The sequence below is a fragment of the Gordonia sp. 135 genome (assembly GCF_009720185.1).
In the GTDB taxonomy this organism is placed as follows: Bacteria; Actinomycetota; Actinomycetes; order Mycobacteriales; family Mycobacteriaceae; genus Gordonia; species Gordonia alkanivorans.
The window spans coordinates 1,895,420-1,911,813 of the sequence record NZ_CP046257.1; the positions used below are offsets into that span (position 1 = coordinate 1,895,420).

Consider the following 16,394-nt stretch of genomic DNA (forward strand, 5'->3'; position numbering starts at 1 on the left):
AGTCGAGTAGCGGTCGTCACGTGGATGACCGTGGAGTCGTGGCCCACCAGGGTCTGCGGCACGATGGTGCGCATGCGCGTCACGCCCAGCACCCCCACCGTGTACATCGTCGGCGCCGGCGGTCAGCTCGGCACCGCACTCCAGGGGAGGTCGGCCCAGGCGCCCGACTCCGTGGTGTGTCGACCCCTGACCTCCGCCGACATCGACATCGCCGACGAGCCGTCGGTTGCGGCCGCGCTCGGCGACCTCGGGCCCGATGACGTCGTCGTCAACTGCGCCGCCTACACCGACGTCGACGGCGCCGAGTCGGACGTCGACGGCGCCCGCCGCGTCAACGCCACCGGTCCCGCCGTGCTCGCGGCCCACACCGCCGCCGCGGGGGCATGGCTGATCCACGTCTCCACCGACTACGTGTTCCCGGGTGCCGCACCCGCCTCAGACCGTCCCGATGGCTACGAACCCGACGACGTGAGCGGCGAACCGGCCACCGTCTACGGGGCCACCAAACTCGCGGGCGAACGCGCCGTCCTCGATGCGGACCCGCGCGCCACCGTCGTGCGCACCGCCTGGGTGTACACCGGCGGGCCCGAGAGCCGCGACTTCGTGGGGACGATGCGGCGTCTCGAGCAGGCGCGCGAGACCGTGTCGGTCGTCGACGACCAGCTCGGTTCACCCACCTATTGCATCGACCTCGCCGACGGGTTGTGGGAACTCGTGGCCGCCGGGCCCCGCGCCGAGGTCGCCGGAGCCGTCCTGCACGCCACCAACGCGGGCCGCGCGACCTGGTTCGACGTGGCCGCGGCCGTCTTCGAGGAGGTCGGCGCCGAACGGTCACGCGTACTGCCCACGACCACGGCGGAGTTCCCGCGCCCGGCACCGCGCCCGGCCTACTCGGTGCTGTCCGGGCGTTCCTGGGCCGCGGCAGGGCTGACCCCGCTGCGGGACTGGCGTGCCGCGCTGCACGCGTCGATCGCCGAGTCAGAGGGTTCGTTACCCTGAGCCGGTGCCCGCTCAGCTAGCCGTCGTCACGGTGACCTACTCCTCCGGTGATCACCTCGCGACATTCCTCCGCAGTCTCGACGCCGTGACCGACGTGATGCCGCAGGTCATCATCGCCGACAACGGCTCCGACGACGGCGCACCCGAGAAGGCCGAGCAGGACTACGAGTCCGTCACGCTGGTCCGCACCGGCGGCAACCTCGGCTACGGGCGTGCGATGAACCGCGGGGTCGCCGAACTCGATCCCGGCATCGAGTTCGTGCTCATCGCCAACCCCGACGTCGAGTGGAAGCCCGGCTCGATCGACGAGTTGCTCGCCGCCGCGCAGCGCTGGCCGCGTGCCGGGTCCCTCGGACCGCTGATCCGCGAACCCGACGGCACCGTCTACCCGTCGGCGCGTCGCGTCCCGGACCTCGTCTCCGGCACCGGTCACGCCATCCTCGGCACGGTGTGGAAGTCCAACCCGTGGACCGCGGCCTATCGCGCCGACGACGAGGCCCCGTCGGAACGGGCCGTCGGCTGGCTCTCCGGCTCGTGCCTGTTGATGCGCCGCAAGGCCTTCGACGCCGTCGGCGGTTTCGACCCGCGCTACTTCATGTACATGGAGGACGTCGACCTCGGCGACCGCCTCGGCAAGGCCGGGTGGCAGAACGTCTACGTCCCCTCGGCGGAGATCGTGCACACCAAGGGCCACAGCGCGGGCCGGCACCCGGAGAAGATGCTGCCCGCGCACCACGAGAGCGCATACCGGTTCCAGGCCGACCGCAACACCGGCGTCCTACGCGCTCCGCTGCGGCTCGCGCTGCGGGCCGGGTTGGCCGTGCGCTCCCGCCTCGCAGTACGGGCCGCCCGCCGAGCATTGTCGGCTCAGAACACCCCGACGAGCGAAAACAACGGATAGGTGCTGAAGTGAGTACCGAATCATCACGAAGAAGGGACCGATCAAGTGGATCAGTACACCGTGCGCGACTCGGTGGGGAGTGAATCCGTCGGGGGATCGGGTCCGGTCGCCGGGGACGTCCAGGCGGTCGTCCTCGTCGGCGGCAAGGGCACTCGGCTCCGTCCGCTCACCCTCTCGGCGCCCAAGCCGATGCTGCCCACCGCGGGCCTGCCCTTCCTCACCCACCTGCTGTCGCGAATCCACGCCGCCGGCATCCGCGACGTCGTCCTCAGCACCTCCTTCAAAGCCGAGACGTTCAGCGAGTACTACGGCGACGGCTCCAAGCTCGGACTGAGCCTGCGCTACGTCACCGAGGACGAGCCGCTCGGCACGGGCGGCGGCATCCGCAACGTGCTCGACGAGCTGACCGCCGACACCATCGTCGTCTTCAACGGCGACGTACTCGGCGGCACCGACGTCCGCGACGTCATCGAGAGCCACCGCAAGGCCGACGCCGACGTGACCATCCACCTCGTGCGGGTCAGCGATCCGCGCGCGTTCGGCTGCGTGCCGACCGACGCCGACGGTCGGGTCACAGCCTTCCTGGAGAAGACGCAGGACCCGCCGACCGACCAGATCAACGCCGGCACCTACGTCTTCAAGCGCGAGATCATCGAATCGATCCCGTACGGTGTGCCCGTCTCGGTGGAGCGCGAGGTGTTCCCGCGTCTGCTCACCGAGGGCAAGCACGTCCACGCCCACGTCGACCACGCCTACTGGCGCGACATGGGCACCCCCGAGGACTTCGTCCGCGGCTCGGCCGACCTGGTTCGCGGCATCGCCCCGTCACCGGCACTCGGCGACCGGCGCGGTGAGTCGCTGGTCCACGAGGGTGCGGGCGTCGGCCCGGGTGCCCTGCTCATCGGCGGCACCGTCGTCGGCCGCGGTGCCGAGGTCGGCCCCCGCGCACGCCTCGACGGCGCGGTGGTCTTCGACGGCGCGGTCATCGAGGCCGGCGCGGTCGTCGAACGTTCGATCATCGGTTTCGGCGCACGCATCGGCCCGCGGGCACTGATCCGCGACACCGTCGTCGGCGACGGCGCGGACATCGGTGCGCGCTGCGAACTCCTGCGCGGCGCCCGCGTGTGGCCCGGAATCGAGATCCCCGACAACGGAATTCGCTTCTCGACGGACGTCTGAGGCCCCAGAACCCGGTTCGTGTCCGGGTCAGCGCGTCTTGACGGCGGCCAGCACGCCGGGCCCGAGTGGGATCACGACCGGCAGCAGGCGCTCGTCGTCGGCGATCAGCAGGGCCGCCTCGCGGGCAGCGGCGGTGGGCGGGTCGGTGCGGGACGGGTCGCCCACCGTGCCGTCGGCGGTCGCGTTGTGCACCACGACGACGCCGCCGTCGCGCAGCATGCGGACCGCCTCGGTCACGAAACGCGGGAGATCCAGCAGCGGGCCGTCGATGAAGACCAGGTCGTACGACGAGTCGGAGAGGCGCGGCAGCACGTCGGTGGGCGTGCCGTTGATGAGTCGTGTCCGGCCGGGCGAGATGTCGGCCCCGGCGAACGACGCCCGCGCGGCGCGGTGGTGTTCGGGCTCGGGGTCGATGGTGGTCAGGACGCCGTCGGCGGCCATGCCGTTGAGAAGCCACAGGCCGCTGACGCCGGTGCCGGTCCCGATCTCGGCGACCGCCTTGGCATCCGCGGTACGGGCCAGAAGCGCGAGCAGCGCACCGACCGCAGGGCTCACGGGCGTGGCGCCCAGTTCCTCGGCGCGGGCACGGGCGGCGATGACGGCATCGTCCTCGACGATCGCCGACTCGGCGTAGGCGATCAGATCGGGGCCGGCGGACGGGGTTGACTCGGTCACGCGTCGAGGTTAACCGCCGGTCGGGCCAACCCGGACATGGCACGCCGACCTGCGCGAATCCGGGTCGCTCCACATCCTCAGGGAACACTCAGCCGACTCATACGGCGACCACACTCCGGTAGGAGAGGGTAAGGGCGTCCGGTTGACGGTATCTCCGTTCCAGGTCGGTGTGAACGTCGGCCGAATGGGGAATACCCGATCGGTGCGACGTTGTTCCACACGGTGAGTGCTCTGGGTCACCGGGCTGTGTTCACGAGAGAGGAACCGACCACCCACCATGACCGATTCCCGCGATTCCATCGACGACGTGCCTGCCGTTCCGGCGGGCACCGCCGGTTTCGACGCCACCGGCGACGAACTGCTGATGCCGTCATGGGACGAACTGGTACGCGAGCACGCCGACCGCGTCTACCGCCTGGCCTACCGGCTGTCGGGAAACCAGCACGACGCCGAGGACCTCACCCAGGAGACCTTCATCCGGGTGTTCCGATCGCTGTCGAACTACCGCCCCGGGACCTTCGAGGGCTGGCTGCACCGCATCACCACCAACCTGTTCCTCGACATGGTCCGCCGCCGCAGCAAGATCCGCATGGAGGCGCTGCCCGAGGAGTACGACCGCGTGCCGGCCGACACCCCCGACCCGCAGCAGATCTTCGACGCCACCAACCTCGATCCCGATCTGCAGCTCGCCCTCGACTCGCTCGCGCCCGACTTCCGCGCCGCGGTCGTCCTCTGTGACATCGAGGGGCTGTCCTACGAAGAGATCGCCGCGACGCTGGGCGTCAAGCTCGGCACCGTCCGCAGCCGCATCCACCGTGGCCGGCAGAGCATCCGCGACGCCCTCGCCGCCCAGGGGCACACCAGCAGCCGTTCCGTCGCCATCGGGGCGCACAACTGACATGCCGCTCCGCGTCGGTCGATAGTCGGACGCCTCACCTCGGACAACTCGTCCGCGGAGCCGGGGAACCACGAGTCGACGTGCGTCGTTGTCTGACTCGGATAAGCTGAGACGTTGCGTGCGGGCACGGTCACGCCACATGTGGCGGCACGGTCCGCCGACGGTGAGTACCGTGGCGAACAGACTCGGCAAAGGCTGAAAGCGGATTGCGGCGGACACGTCGTGGAGAGGGGTGACCGACGATGATGGACGGCGATCGCGGGCGTCCGACCCGGGGCGGCGGTGTCGAGCCCCCGACTCCCAATCTTCGTCGCCGGCGATCCTCCTGGAGCACAGACTCCTGGACCCCGGCCCCCTCGTCCTTCCTGCCCAACCGCGGCTATCGCGCGCCCGGCACTGCCGGCGGGCGCCGCTTCGCACCGACCGAACATCTCGCCCCCGAGGCGGTCGCCGCCTTCGTCGACGGTGAGCTCGGCATGTCGGCTCACGCCCGCGCCGCCCACCACCTCGCGCTCTGCCCGGAATGCGTGGCAGCCGTCGACGCCCAGTCCTTGGCCCGCACCCGGCTCCGCGAGTCCGGTCAGGTGTCGGTGCCCGCGTCCCTGCTCGGCGCGCTCTCCCAGATCCCGACCCGCGAGATCGATCTCGGCTCGGACACCCCGACCGACGGCATTCCCGGCGCCCGCGACGCGATGCGCCCGCCCGCGAACCCGCTCATGCGCGACACGGGCCGCGGTCGCAACTTTCGCCGTCGGGGTCGGTGAACGTGGCCGACGGAACCGGACCGCAGGGCGAGGACACCTCGACTCCCGGTGGTGACGCGCAGTTCGCGCGCCGCGAAGAACCCCCGAACACCCAACGCCTGACACCCGGACGCGCACGGCACTCCCCGGTGTCACCGTCGACCGCGCAGGTCTTCGGCCGGCCCTCGGGAGTTCGCGGCTCCTTTGCGACCACGCCGAACAGCCACTCCGCGCCGCAGCCGCACGTCGCCGATCCGGACCCGGTGCTCGCCGAGGCCTTCGGCCGCCCGCCGGGTTCCGACGAGACCCTCCAGCGCGACCCCCTCGCCTCCTACGGCCAGACCGAGGACGAGCCGCCCGGCAATGATCCCTGGCGCGATCCGGAGAGCCCGGCGCGACTCGTCGACCCGGCGCTGCCGACCGCGTCGTCGGCCCCGGCCACCGACCCCGGACCCAAACTCGGTGTTCGGGATGTGTTGCTGGGCAACCGGATCAGCTGGAGCGCGCTTGCGACGCTCGCGATCATCGCCCTGCTCATCGCTCTCGTCGGCGGCCTGATGGGACGCTGGACCGCAGAGGTCGCGGCCCCGCTGACCACCGATTCGGTGGAGCTGTCCACCAACGACTCCGGCGACGGATCGGCACCGCGCTCATCGATCGCCGAGGTGGCGCGGGCCGTCGAGAAGTCCGTCGTCGCCATCGACGTACGCGCCTCCGGGGCCTACTCGACCGGTTCGGGCTTCGTCATCGACAAAGCGGGGTACATCCTCACCAACAACCATGTGATCTCGATGGCCGCGAACGACAAGGCGGCGAAGCTCGAGGTCATCTTCTTCGACCGTCAGCGGGTTGCCGCTCGTATCGTCGGGCGTGACCCCAAGACCGACCTGGCGGTGCTCAAGGTCGAGAACGTGAAGAATCCCACCGTCTCGGTCCTCGGTAGCTCCGCCGATCTGCAGATCGGCGAGGAGGTCGTCGCCTTCGGATCGCCACTCGGCCTCAACCGGACGGTGACGAGCGGCATCGTCAGCGCCACCAACCGTGCGGTGGCGCTCACGCCCGACGCCGAGTCCGACACCGATGCGGTCATCGACGCGATCCAGACCGACGCCGCCATCAACCCCGGCAACTCCGGTGGCCCCCTGGTCAACGCCGAGGCCAAGGTCGTCGGGATCAACACCGCAGGTCGGCTCGGTGCCGGCGGCGGTTCCATCGGCCTCGGCTTCGCCATCCCGATCGACGAGGCCAAGCCCATCGTCGAGGCCCTCATCCGCGACGGCAAGGTCAACCACGCCCAGATCGGCATCAACGTGAGCTCGGTCCGCAACGAGCGGGTCCTGGGCGCGCAGGTGCGCAACGTGGTGTCCGGCGGACCCGCCGAACGTGCGGGGGTCCGCGAGAACGACGTCGTCACCTCGTTCAACGGACGGCCCATCGAGAGCGCCGACGAGTTGAATGTCGCGGTCCGGACCGCGAAGATCGGTGAGGAAGTCCCGTTCCAGTACTGGCGGGACGGGCGCACGTTCAACGGCACGATCACGCCGCAGAGCGACTGACACCGGGACGAGGTAGATGTTCAGCAGTATCGGATGGGGTGAGATCGCGATCCTGATCGTGGCGGCCCTCGTCATCCTCGGACCCGAACGGCTCCCCGGCGCGGTGTCCTGGTCGATGCAGTCGCTGCGCAAGGTCCGCGACTACGCGACCGGTGCCACCAACCAGCTCAAGGACGAACTGGGGCCGGAGTTCGAAGACCTGCGCAAACCCCTCGCCGACCTCAACGAGTTGCGGGGGATGACGCCGCGCTCGATCGTCACCAAGCATCTGCTCGACGGCGACGACTCGCTGTTCCGGCTGGGTGAGGACGCCACGACCGTCGATCGCAGCACCACCCCGGTGCCGCCGATCAAGCCGGTATCGGCGCCGATGTCGCTCGACAAGAACACCGACACACCTCCGGCCGAGCCGTCCTCGGGCAGCGCGCCGGTCCAGCGCCGGTCGGGTGGCCGTCCCGCCGTCTCCGACTGGGACGCGACCTGACCTGAACTCTCAGGAGTGGCGGACGGTATCGAGCCCGAGGCTCATCCCGGCCAGTCCGCGCTTGCGCACGGCGAGCTTCGCGGCGATCGCGCGCAGCGCCGATCCGGCGGGGGAGTCGGGGGCCGACAGCACCACCGGGACCCCGGCGTCGCCGCCCTCGCGTAGAGCGGTCTCCAGCGGCACCTGTCCCAACAGCTCCACCGGAGCGCCGACCGCACGGGTGAGACGCTCGGCCACCTTCTCGCCACCACCCGAACCGAACGGTTCCATGCGGGTGCCGTCGGGCAGCTCGAGCCAGGACATGTTCTCCACGACGCCCAGGATCTTCTGGCGGGTCTGCAGTGCGATCGCACCGGCGCGCTCGGCGACCTCGGCGGCGGCCTGCTGCGGGGTGGTGACGACGAGGATCTCCGCACCGGGGATCAGCTGTGCGATGGAGATCGCGACGTCGCCGGTGCCCGGCGGCAGGTCGAGCAGGAGGACGTCGAGATCGCCCCAGTAGACGTCGGCGAGGAACTGTTGCAGTGCGCGGTGGAGCATCGGCCCGCGCCAGGTGACCGGGGTGTTGCCGTCGGTGAACTGGCCGATGGAGATGAACCGCACGCCGTGGTTCATCGGTGGCATGATCATCCGCTCCACCTGGGTGGGCTTGGCGTCGCTGCCGAGCATCCGTGGGACGGAATGGCCGTAGATGTCGGCGTCGAGGACACCGACGGTGAGTCCGCGCTCGGCGAGCGCGGTCGCGAGATTGACCGTGACACTGGACTTTCCGACACCGCCCTTACCGGAGGCGACGGCATACACGCGGGTCAGGGACCCGGGCTGGGCGAAGGGGATGACCGGTTCGGCCTTGTCCCCGCGCAGCTTCTTGCGCAACTCGGTGCGCTGCTCGTCGTCCATGACGTCGAGTTCGACGCGGACCGCGCCGACACCGGCGACATCGGCGACGGCTTTCTCCACGCGCTGGGTGATCTCGGTGCGCAGAGGGCATCCCGACGTCGTCAGGTAGATCCCGACGTCGACGCTCGCATCGTCGTTGATCGTGACCGACTTGACCATCCCGATGTCGGTGATGGGCTTGCCGATCTCCGGATCCTTGACCTTGCCCAGAGCGGCGCGAACTGCCGATTCCGTGGGCGCAACTCCTGTAGTCATCTGCTCCAGCGTACCGGCGTCACCGGCAGACCCCGGTGGTGGTCCCGGGGTCGGCCGCGAGGTGACGGATCAGCGGACGGGCACCGGTGTCGTCGCGGGACCGGGCACCCCGGCGCGCGACTGCGGCTGCGGCGTCTTCTTGGTGATCGGTGCCTGCTTCTTGGTCGGCGGCGGTGCCTGCCCGGGCAGGGTGATCGTCGGCAGACAGACGATGAAGCAGTTCTGCGGTGGCGGGGCCGGCTTGCGCACCGAGGGCGACGACGAGGACGGTCCCGACGGCGGCGTGGACGAGGACGAGGAGGAACTCGACTTGCTCTTGCTCTTGGAGCTCGACGCCTTGCGCTTGGCCTCCGGGATCGGGTTGGTCGGCATCACGCCGGTGGCGTAGGCGCCCGCCCAGCCGAGCACGTTCGCCACATACTCCATCGACCGGTTGTACCGCAGGACCGCGGCGACGCGGGTGCCCTCACCCATGATGTCGCTGACCCCGGCGCACAGGTAGCGCCCCGCCGAGTAGGTGGCGTCGAAGACGTTGTTGGGGTCGGCCTTGCCGTCGCCGTTGGCGTCGGAGCCCCACGACGCCCAGGTGCTGGGGATGAACTGCATCGGCCCCATGGCGCGGTCATGTGCGGAGTCGCCGTCGATGCGGCCACCGTCGGTGTCCTTGATGACGGCGTTGCCGGCCAGCGAACCGTCGAGGACGGGACCGGCGATCGTGTTGACCGTGGTGCCGTACTGGTCGACCGAGCCGTTGCTCGCGTGGTTCGACTCGATCCGGCCGATACCGGCGAGGAGAAACCAGGGCAGTTTGCACTGCGGACTCTCGGCGCCGACCCGGTTGGCCGCGAGTTTGTAGGCCTGCAGGACCACGCCGGGGATGCCGAGAGGACCGGAGGGAAGATCGTTCGCGAGCCGGAACTGAGGTGCGGGCAGTGCGGCGGCCGGCTTCTCCGGCGGAGGTGCGAAACCGAGAAGGGTGACCGGTGAACTCGGCACGACGTCGGCGACGACGACCGGTGCCTCGGATCGTTCCGGGGTTGCGGCGGCGAGCACGCCGTGTGCGCTCGACGACGCCGTACCCAAAACCATGGTGCCGACGAGGGCGCCACCGACGACGATGGTCGCGGCCCGGCGGGGGAAGTGCAGGGGACGCTGCGGCCCACGACGGCGCCGCACCAGGTTGAGCGGGCTCACCGACGGCCACCGTCGTGTGCTGTGCGCCCGTTTACGGGGCGGCCCGCCGCCGTCATTCGGCGGTCCACCGCCGGTCCCCGCGGATGACTCGCCATCCGATTCTTCGTTCCCGACTGCACGATCACATGTACTCCGTTGTCAAAACACCACACGTCTGCCCCCGAGGACGCAGTGATTGCCCGCTCCGAGCCACACGGCCTGGAGCCGAGAGCGAATACACCCGACCGGGTCGGTGTCGTGTGACCGACATCCGGTTCCGGCCGAACTGTGACCCACCATACATATTGGGTCTGATGACCCAATGGCGAACTCCGCATTTGCTCGACATCACTCACTTCGTCGCTGAGATGCGGAAAGTTACAGCGGCAAACTCATGTGAGAGAAGTTACTGGAGTGACATAACGATGCGATGTCGAGCGGTCTTTGGACGGGACCGGGTAGACGGTTCGCTCAGTGGAACCGGTCGTCGCCGTCCGCATCGTCCGAGCTGTCTGCCGCGCGCGCGGCGAGCCGTTCGGTCAGCTCGTCGAGGAGGTCGTCGAGTTCCTTGCGCAGATAGTCGCGCGTGACCGTGTCGCCGACGGCCAGGCGGACCGCGGCCAGCTCGCGCGCGAGGAACTCGGTGTCGGCCTTGGTCTGGGCCGACCGCATCCGATCTTCCTCCAGCGCGACGCGGTCGCGGTTCTCCTGCCGGTTCTGGGCGAGGAGGATCAGCGGGGCGGCGTAGGCCGCCTGCGTGGAGAACGCCAGATTGAGCAGGATGAACGGGTAGGGGTCCCACCGGATCGTCACCGCCACCAGGTTCAGCGCGATCCACACGATCACGATGACGGTCTGGATCAGCAGGTACCGCCCGGTGCCCAGGAACCGGGCGACACGTTCGCTGTACATCCCGACCACGTCGGAGTCGAGATTGAACGAGATGGTGCGCCGCGTGCTCGGGACGTCGAGTTTGCGCCCGCCCTGTTCGCTCATCGGATCCTCACCTGCGCGTTGGTGCCGGCCGGCCGGTCGATGTCCTCGGGTTCGGTCTCACGCCAATCGCGCGGCAGGATCTCGTCGAGGAGGTCGTCGACGCTGACGGCGCCGAGCAGGTGGCCGGCCTCGTCGACCACCGGGCCGCAGACGAGGTTGTAGGTCGCGAAGTAGCGGGTCATCGTCTCCAGAGAGTCTTCGGGGTGCAACCGGGCGAGGTCGGTGTCCAGGATGCCGCCGACGAGGTGGGCGGGCGGTTCCCGCAGGAGTGCCTGCAGATGGACGCAGCCCAGGTACTTGCCGGTCGGTGTCGACGTCGGGGGGCGCACGACGAACACGATGCTCGCCGCGGCGGGGGTGAGGTCGGGGTTTCGGACGCGGGCGAGTGCCTCGGCGATCGTCGTCGACGCGGTGACGATGATCGGCTCGGAGGTCATCACACCACCGGCGGTGTCGGGGGAGTGCAACAGCAGGCGGCGGACCGGTTCGGATTCCTCCGGGTCCATCTCCTCGAGCAGGGCCTCGGCCTCGGTGTCGGGCAGCTCGCCGAGCAGGTCGGCGGCGTCGTCGGGGTCCATCTCCTCGAGGATCGTGACCGCCCGGTCGCGGCCGAGCGCGGTGAGCATCGCCTTCTGGTCGTCGGACGGCAGCTCCTGGAGGACGTCGGCGAGCCGTTCGTCGTCGAGCGCGGAGGCGATCTCGCCGCGCCGCTTGGGCGGCAGCTCGCGCAGGGCGTTGGCCACGTCCGCCGGACGCATCCCCTCGAACTGCATCAGCGCCTGGGCGACGCCCTGTCCCGGGAGGTCGAGAGAAGACTGCGTGATGCCCTGGACGCTGGACCATTCCACGACGTGGGTCTCGTGACGCCGGCGCAGTCCGCGACGACCCGCGCGGACGGCCACACGCGACACGACCCAGTCCCGGGTACGCGTGCGTTCGATGCCGAGATCGACCACGGTCACATCGGCGTCGGCGAGTTCCGGGAGGTCGGGATCGGTCACGCGAACCCGCGTGTCGAGGATCTGGCCGATCGCCAGGGCCTCGCCGGGGCGCAGATGCAGCTTCCGGAGGCTCACCGTTCCGGTGTTGAGGGTCACCGCGCGCGGCTCGATGCCGGTCACGCGCAGCATCGGAACGAAAATCCTTCGGCGGGTGGTCAATTCGACGGCGAGGCCGAGCGCGCGCGGTTGCTGACCCGACAATCGGATCGAGATCACCACGTCACGGACCCGCCCGATGGACTCACCGTCGGGACCAAGGACGACCAACCCGACTAATCTGGCCACGAACACCTTGCTCACCGACGACATGGGAGTAAGGGTAGTGCCAACGGTTCGACGAACGTCGTCGGCGACGGTGGATCAGCCGCGACGCCCGTCGATTCACTTCCACAAGGGGAGGTCCCGAAAATGACGAATCCCATGCGCCCGAGCCGGGAGACGCCGGGCCTGCCGACCCCGCCCAAGGGCTGGCCGATCGGCTCCTACAGCACCTACGCCGAGGCTCAGCGTGCGGTGGACTACCTGTCCGACGAGAACTTCACGGTCCAGGACGTCACGATCGTGGGTGTCGACCTCATGCAGGTCGAGCGGGTCATCGGACGCCTCACGTGGGGCAAGGTGATCGGCGGCGGTCTGGTGTCCGGTGCCTGGCTCGGCTTCTTCTTCGGGTGCCTCGTCGCGCTGGTCTTCACCGGCTCGCCGCTGGCGCCGATCATCGCCGGCATCGTGGGCGGCATGGTCTTCGGTGTGATCTCGGCGACGATTCCGTACGCGGCGACCCGTGGACAGCGCGATTTCGCGTCGACGATGCAGCTGGTCGCCGGACGCTACGACGTCCTGTGCGATCCGAAAAGTGCAGAGAAAGCGCGCGACATGCTCGCCCGCCTCACGATGTGAGACTCGAGTCCTAGAGGGACACGGGGCGATCACGATCGGCGGGGGAGTGGCACGCCCATGCCGAATGTGTTGCATGTCACGAATCGCGCCGTATAGCGTTGCACCTCGGACGCTCACGGCGGAGCACCTCGGGTGTCCGCCGCGTACGACATCGAGGAGGCTGCGTGCGGAGCAGGGTCAGCACTGATGATGGAACGGGCCGCACTGGCCGATCGGGGGGTTCCCGGCGATCGGAGGGCGGCCCGCCCGGTTCTCGAACCACAAGTCGCGTAAGGCGGAAGGTCCTCGCGGCGGCCGTCGCCGCGGCGGCGGCGCTTCCCGTGTTGTCCGCGTGCGGCTCGGGATATGAAGCGGGCGTACTGAATTTCTATCCCCCCGCCGACGGCGCCGACACCTTCGCCGCGATCGGCGACAAGTGCTCGGCCGATTCCGGCGGCGCCTACAAGGTCGTCACGACCCCGCTGCCCAAGGGCGCCGACGATCAGCGTCTGCAGCTGGCCCGTCGCCTCGCGGGCAACGACTCCGGGCTCGACCTGATGGGCATGGACGTGGTGTGGACCGCGGAGTTCGCCGACGCGGGCTGGATGGTTCCGGTGCCCGACGCGATGGCCGCGGAGGTCTCGGCGCGCTCGCTCGGCGGCCCCCTCGACACCGCGGTGTGGAAGACGGATGAGGATGAGCGCGAACGCCTCTACGCGATCCCGTTCTCCACCAACACCCAGTTGCTCTGGTACCGCAAGGATGTCCTGGAGGACAAGGTCGACCGCTCCCGTCCCGCCTCGACGTGGGACGGGATGCTCGAGGATGCACTGGTCAGCGGCCGCAACGGCGGACCGACCTACATCATGGTGCAGGGCAGGCAATATGAGGGCCTGATGGTCTGGTTCAACTCGGTGCTCGTCAGCGCCGGTGGCCAGGTCGTCGACCCCGAGAACCCCGACCAGGTGACGCTCAACGACACCCCGGAACATCGCGCCGCCACGGTCCGCGCACTCCGGACGCTCAAGGCGGTGGCCACCGCACCGGGCGCCGACCCGTCGCTGACCAACTCCGACGAGGGGGCGGCCCGCCTGGGCATGGAGAGCGGCAAGGCCCTCTATGAGGTCAACTGGCCCTTCGTGTTCCCCGGTATGCGCGAGAACGCGGTCGCCGGCGCCGTGCCGTTCCTCGACCTGACGAAGTACGCGAACCTGTACGCCGACAGCGCGAATCCGCCGTCCGACCGGGACGTGATCCCGCTCAACCGTGAGATGCAGAAGGTCTTCGACTTCGCGCCGTACCCGGGCTTCGAGGGCCTGCCGACGAAGACGACCCTCGGTGGCATCAACATCGCCGTCGCCAGCACCTCCGAGCAGCAGGACTTGGCCTGGCAGGCCGCCGAGTGCATCACCAGCGAGGCCTCGCAGAAGAGCTTCTCGCTCAACGCGGGTCCGCCGCCGGTGATCGAATCCATCTACGACGACGCCGATTTCCGCCTCGCCTACCCGATGGCGGAGGAGATCAAGCGGCAGCTGCAGCCCGAGCACGCCGCGGTCCGACCGAAGTCACCTGACTACCAGGCGATCTCGACGCTGCTGCAGGCAAAGCTGAGTCCGGTCGGGGCGTGGGATCCGGAGACACTGGTGGACGAACTCGCCGAGGCCGTCCAGAAGGCAATCGACGGGGAAGGGTTGGTTCCGTGACCGACGACAACACACCCGGGCGCAGGCCGAACGGGGACGACTCCGCGGACGAGTCCACGTTCCGCGCGGGCCGTCACGCGCTGCCCGACGATGCCCCGGCCCAGACCGGTCCGATACCGATCGTGGGTGACAACCCTCCGGTCCATTCCGACGAGCTGTGGAAGGCTCCTCCCGGAGGCCGCCACGAGGCATCTTCCGGTTCGAACCCGTCGGCGTCGACATACACCAACCCGGTGGGGGAGAGTCCCGGATCCGTCGGCGTCGCACCGTCATCGGGCGCCGCCACCGCGGTCGCCGAACGACCCCGTGCCGAGGCCGCACCGAAGGCCCGCAAGCGCAGTGAGGGCAAGACCGCCGAGCGGCGACTCGCGTTCTGGCTCGTCGCGCCGGCCGCGCTGATGATGCTGCTGGTGACCGGCTACCCGATCATCTACGCCGTCTGGCTGTCGCTGAACAAGATGAGTCTGTCGGCGCCCGGCGAGCGTGAATTCGTGTGGTTCTCGAACTACGCGACGGTGCTGACCGACAACTACTGGTGGACCGCATTCGGAGTCACCGTGGGCATCACGGTCGTGTCGGTGCTCATCGAGCTCGTCCTGGGCATGGCCATCGCACTGGTCATGCACCGCACCATCTTCGGACGCGGCACGATCCGCACGGTGGTCCTGATCCCCTACGGCATCGTGACCGTGGCCGCGGCATTCTCCTGGTACTACGCGTGGACGCCGGGCACGGGTTACCTGGCGAACCTGCTGCCCGACGGCAGCGCGCCACTCACCGAGCAGTGGCCGTCGCTGGCGATCATCGTCCTCGCCGAGGTCTGGAAGACCACGCCGTTCATGGCGCTGCTGCTGCTGGCAGGTCTGGCCCTGGTGCCCGACGACCTGCTCAAGGCCGCACAGGTCGACGGCGCGGGTGCGTGGACGCGCCTGTGGCGCATCATCCTTCCGCTGATGAAGCCCGCCATCCTCGTCGCGCTGCTGTTCCGCACACTCGACGCGTTCCGCGTGTTCGACAACATCTACGTGCTCACCAGCGGGTCCAACAACACCTACTCGGTGTCGATGCTGGGCTACGACAATCTGTTCGGCGCATTCAATCTGGGCGTCGGATCGGCGATCTCGATCCTGATCTTCGTCTGCGTGGCGATCATCGCGTTCGTGTTCATCAAGGGGTTCGGCACCGCCGCACCGGGTTCCGACGACGAGGGGAGGTAATCCGGTGAATTCGAGCGGAAAAACCAAGGCGTGGTGGTCGATCGCCAACATCCTGGTGATCCTGTACGCACTCATCCCGCTGCTGTGGATCATCAGCCTGTCGTTCAAGCCGGCGTCGAGCGTGACCGACGGGAAGTTCATCCCGAGTGAGTTCACCCTCGACAACTACAAGTCCATCTTCGAGACCAGCGCCTTCACCTCGGCGCTGATCAACTCGATCGGCGTCGGACTGATCACGACCCTCATCGCGGTGATCCTGGGCACCATGGCCGCCTACGCCGTGGCACGCCTGGAGTTCCCCGGCAAGAAGGTCCTCATCGGGGCAGCGCTGCTGATCGCGATGTTCCCGCAGATCTCGCTGGTGACACCACTGTTCAACATCGAGCGTCGACTGGGACTCTTCGACACCTGGCCGGGCCTGATCCTGCCGTACATCACCTTCGCGCTGCCGCTGGCGATCTACACGCTGTCGGCCTTCTTCCGGGAGATCCCCTGGGAGCTGGAGAAGGCGGCCAAGATGGACGGCGCCACCCCCTGGCAGGCGTTCCGCAAGGTGATCGCGCCGCTGGCCGCGCCGGGCGTCGTGACCGCCGCGATCCTGGTGTTCATCTTCGCCTGGAACGATCTGCTCCTCGCCCTGTCGCTGACCTCGACCGAACGAGCGATCACCGCCCCGGTGGCCATCGCGAACTTCACCGGCAGCTCGCAGTTCGAGGAACCGACCGGTTCGATCTCGGCCGCCGCGGTCGTCATCACCATCCCCATCATCATCTTCGTGCTGTTCTTCCAACGTCGAATCGTGGCCGGTCTGACATCCGGCGCCGTGAAGGGATAACCC

Annotated in this window: 16 protein-coding genes; 11 read left to right on the forward strand and 5 right to left on the reverse strand. The window is 69.0% G+C overall.

What is annotated here, in order from left to right; all coding sequences use genetic code 11:
* Nucleotides 1-63: 63 nt before the first annotated feature.
* From rfbD to GKZ92_RS08695, 3 genes are read left to right on the forward strand one after another with little or no spacing between them, the layout of a single operon-like run.
* Nucleotides 64-999: a dTDP-4-dehydrorhamnose reductase gene (gene rfbD / locus GKZ92_RS08685; RefSeq protein ID WP_155225696.1), complete on the forward strand. Its 936-nt coding sequence runs from the start codon at nt 64-66 to the stop codon at nt 997-999.
* Between the two features lie 4 nt (nt 1,000-1,003).
* Complete coding sequence (locus GKZ92_RS08690; protein ID WP_006360464.1) at nt 1,004-1,900, forward strand: glycosyltransferase family 2 protein; 897 nt, start codon at nt 1,004-1,006, stop codon at nt 1,898-1,900.
* A 45-nt stretch (nt 1,901-1,945) separates the two neighbouring features.
* Nucleotides 1,946-3,079, forward strand: a complete 1,134-nt coding sequence (locus GKZ92_RS08695) for a sugar phosphate nucleotidyltransferase (protein WP_155225195.1) — start codon at nt 1,946-1,948, stop codon at nt 3,077-3,079.
* 27 nt (nt 3,080-3,106) lie between these two features.
* Here GKZ92_RS08695 and GKZ92_RS08700 read toward each other — a convergent pair whose 3' ends face one another.
* Nucleotides 3,107-3,754 carry an O-methyltransferase gene (locus tag GKZ92_RS08700; protein ID WP_006360466.1) on the reverse strand — a complete coding sequence of 216 codons (648 nt, stop codon included), beginning with the start codon at nt 3,752-3,754 and terminating at the stop codon, nt 3,107-3,109.
* Nucleotides 3,755-4,031: 277 nt separating this feature from the next.
* On the opposite strand from GKZ92_RS08700, the gene sigE reads away from it, so the two are divergent.
* From sigE to tatB, 4 genes are all read left to right on the forward strand, one after another.
* The gene (gene sigE, locus GKZ92_RS08705) at nt 4,032-4,652 is read left to right on the forward strand and encodes an RNA polymerase sigma factor SigE (RefSeq protein WP_155225196.1); all 621 of its coding nucleotides are present in this window, start codon (nt 4,032-4,034) and stop codon (nt 4,650-4,652) included.
* A 242-nt stretch (nt 4,653-4,894) separates the two neighbouring features.
* Nucleotides 4,895-5,416, forward strand: a complete 522-nt coding sequence (locus GKZ92_RS08710) for a hypothetical protein (protein ID WP_127963363.1) — start codon at nt 4,895-4,897, stop codon at nt 5,414-5,416.
* Nucleotides 5,413-6,951 (forward strand): S1C family serine protease, encoded by a 1,539-nt coding sequence (locus GKZ92_RS08715; protein WP_155225197.1) that lies wholly within the window; start codon nt 5,413-5,415, stop codon nt 6,949-6,951. The genes GKZ92_RS08710 and GKZ92_RS08715 overlap by 4 nt, the downstream gene beginning before the upstream one ends.
* A gap of 16 nt (nt 6,952-6,967) precedes the next feature.
* Nucleotides 6,968-7,435, forward strand: a complete 468-nt coding sequence (tatB, locus tag GKZ92_RS08720) for a Sec-independent protein translocase protein TatB (protein ID WP_035750740.1) — start codon at nt 6,968-6,970, stop codon at nt 7,433-7,435.
* Nucleotides 7,436-7,444: 9 nt separating this feature from the next.
* Here the strand turns inward: tatB and GKZ92_RS08725 are convergent, their stop codons facing one another.
* The 4 genes from GKZ92_RS08725 to GKZ92_RS08740 form a co-directional block, all read right to left on the reverse strand.
* Nucleotides 7,445-8,590, reverse strand: a complete 1,146-nt coding sequence (locus GKZ92_RS08725) for an Mrp/NBP35 family ATP-binding protein (protein ID WP_006360471.1) — start codon at nt 8,588-8,590, stop codon at nt 7,445-7,447.
* A 69-nt stretch (nt 8,591-8,659) separates the two neighbouring features.
* Complete coding sequence (locus GKZ92_RS08730) at nt 8,660-9,784, reverse strand: lytic transglycosylase domain-containing protein (protein ID WP_075862877.1); 1,125 nt, start codon at nt 9,782-9,784, stop codon at nt 8,660-8,662.
* A gap of 450 nt (nt 9,785-10,234) precedes the next feature.
* The gene (locus GKZ92_RS08735; protein WP_075862878.1) at nt 10,235-10,759 is read right to left on the reverse strand and encodes a DUF1003 domain-containing protein; all 525 of its coding nucleotides are present in this window, start codon (nt 10,757-10,759) and stop codon (nt 10,235-10,237) included.
* Nucleotides 10,756-12,069, reverse strand: a complete 1,314-nt coding sequence (locus GKZ92_RS08740; protein ID WP_006360474.1) for a magnesium transporter MgtE N-terminal domain-containing protein — start codon at nt 12,067-12,069, stop codon at nt 10,756-10,758. Before GKZ92_RS08740 ends, GKZ92_RS08735 begins: the two co-directional genes overlap by 4 nt.
* 99 nt (nt 12,070-12,168) lie before the next feature.
* Here GKZ92_RS08740 and GKZ92_RS08745 point away from each other — a divergent pair, with 99 nt between their 5' ends.
* The 4 genes from GKZ92_RS08745 (at nt 12,169) to GKZ92_RS08760 (ending at nt 16,391) form a co-directional block, all read left to right on the forward strand.
* Complete coding sequence (locus GKZ92_RS08745) at nt 12,169-12,657, forward strand: general stress protein (RefSeq protein ID WP_006360475.1); 489 nt, start codon at nt 12,169-12,171, stop codon at nt 12,655-12,657.
* Between the two features lie 320 nt (nt 12,658-12,977).
* Entirely contained in the window at nt 12,978-14,339 is a 1,362-nt protein-coding gene (locus tag GKZ92_RS08750; protein ID WP_075862879.1) for an extracellular solute-binding protein, read from the forward strand.
* Nucleotides 14,336-15,556 carry a carbohydrate ABC transporter permease gene (locus GKZ92_RS08755; protein ID WP_075862880.1) on the forward strand — a complete coding sequence of 407 codons (1,221 nt, stop codon included), beginning with the start codon at nt 14,336-14,338 and terminating at the stop codon, nt 15,554-15,556. The genes GKZ92_RS08750 and GKZ92_RS08755 overlap by 4 nt, the downstream gene beginning before the upstream one ends.
* Nucleotides 15,557-15,560: 4 nt before the next feature.
* Nucleotides 15,561-16,391: a carbohydrate ABC transporter permease gene (locus tag GKZ92_RS08760; RefSeq protein WP_006360478.1), complete on the forward strand. Its 831-nt coding sequence runs from the start codon at nt 15,561-15,563 to the stop codon at nt 16,389-16,391.
* The last annotated feature ends 3 nt before the right edge of the window (nt 16,392-16,394 follow it).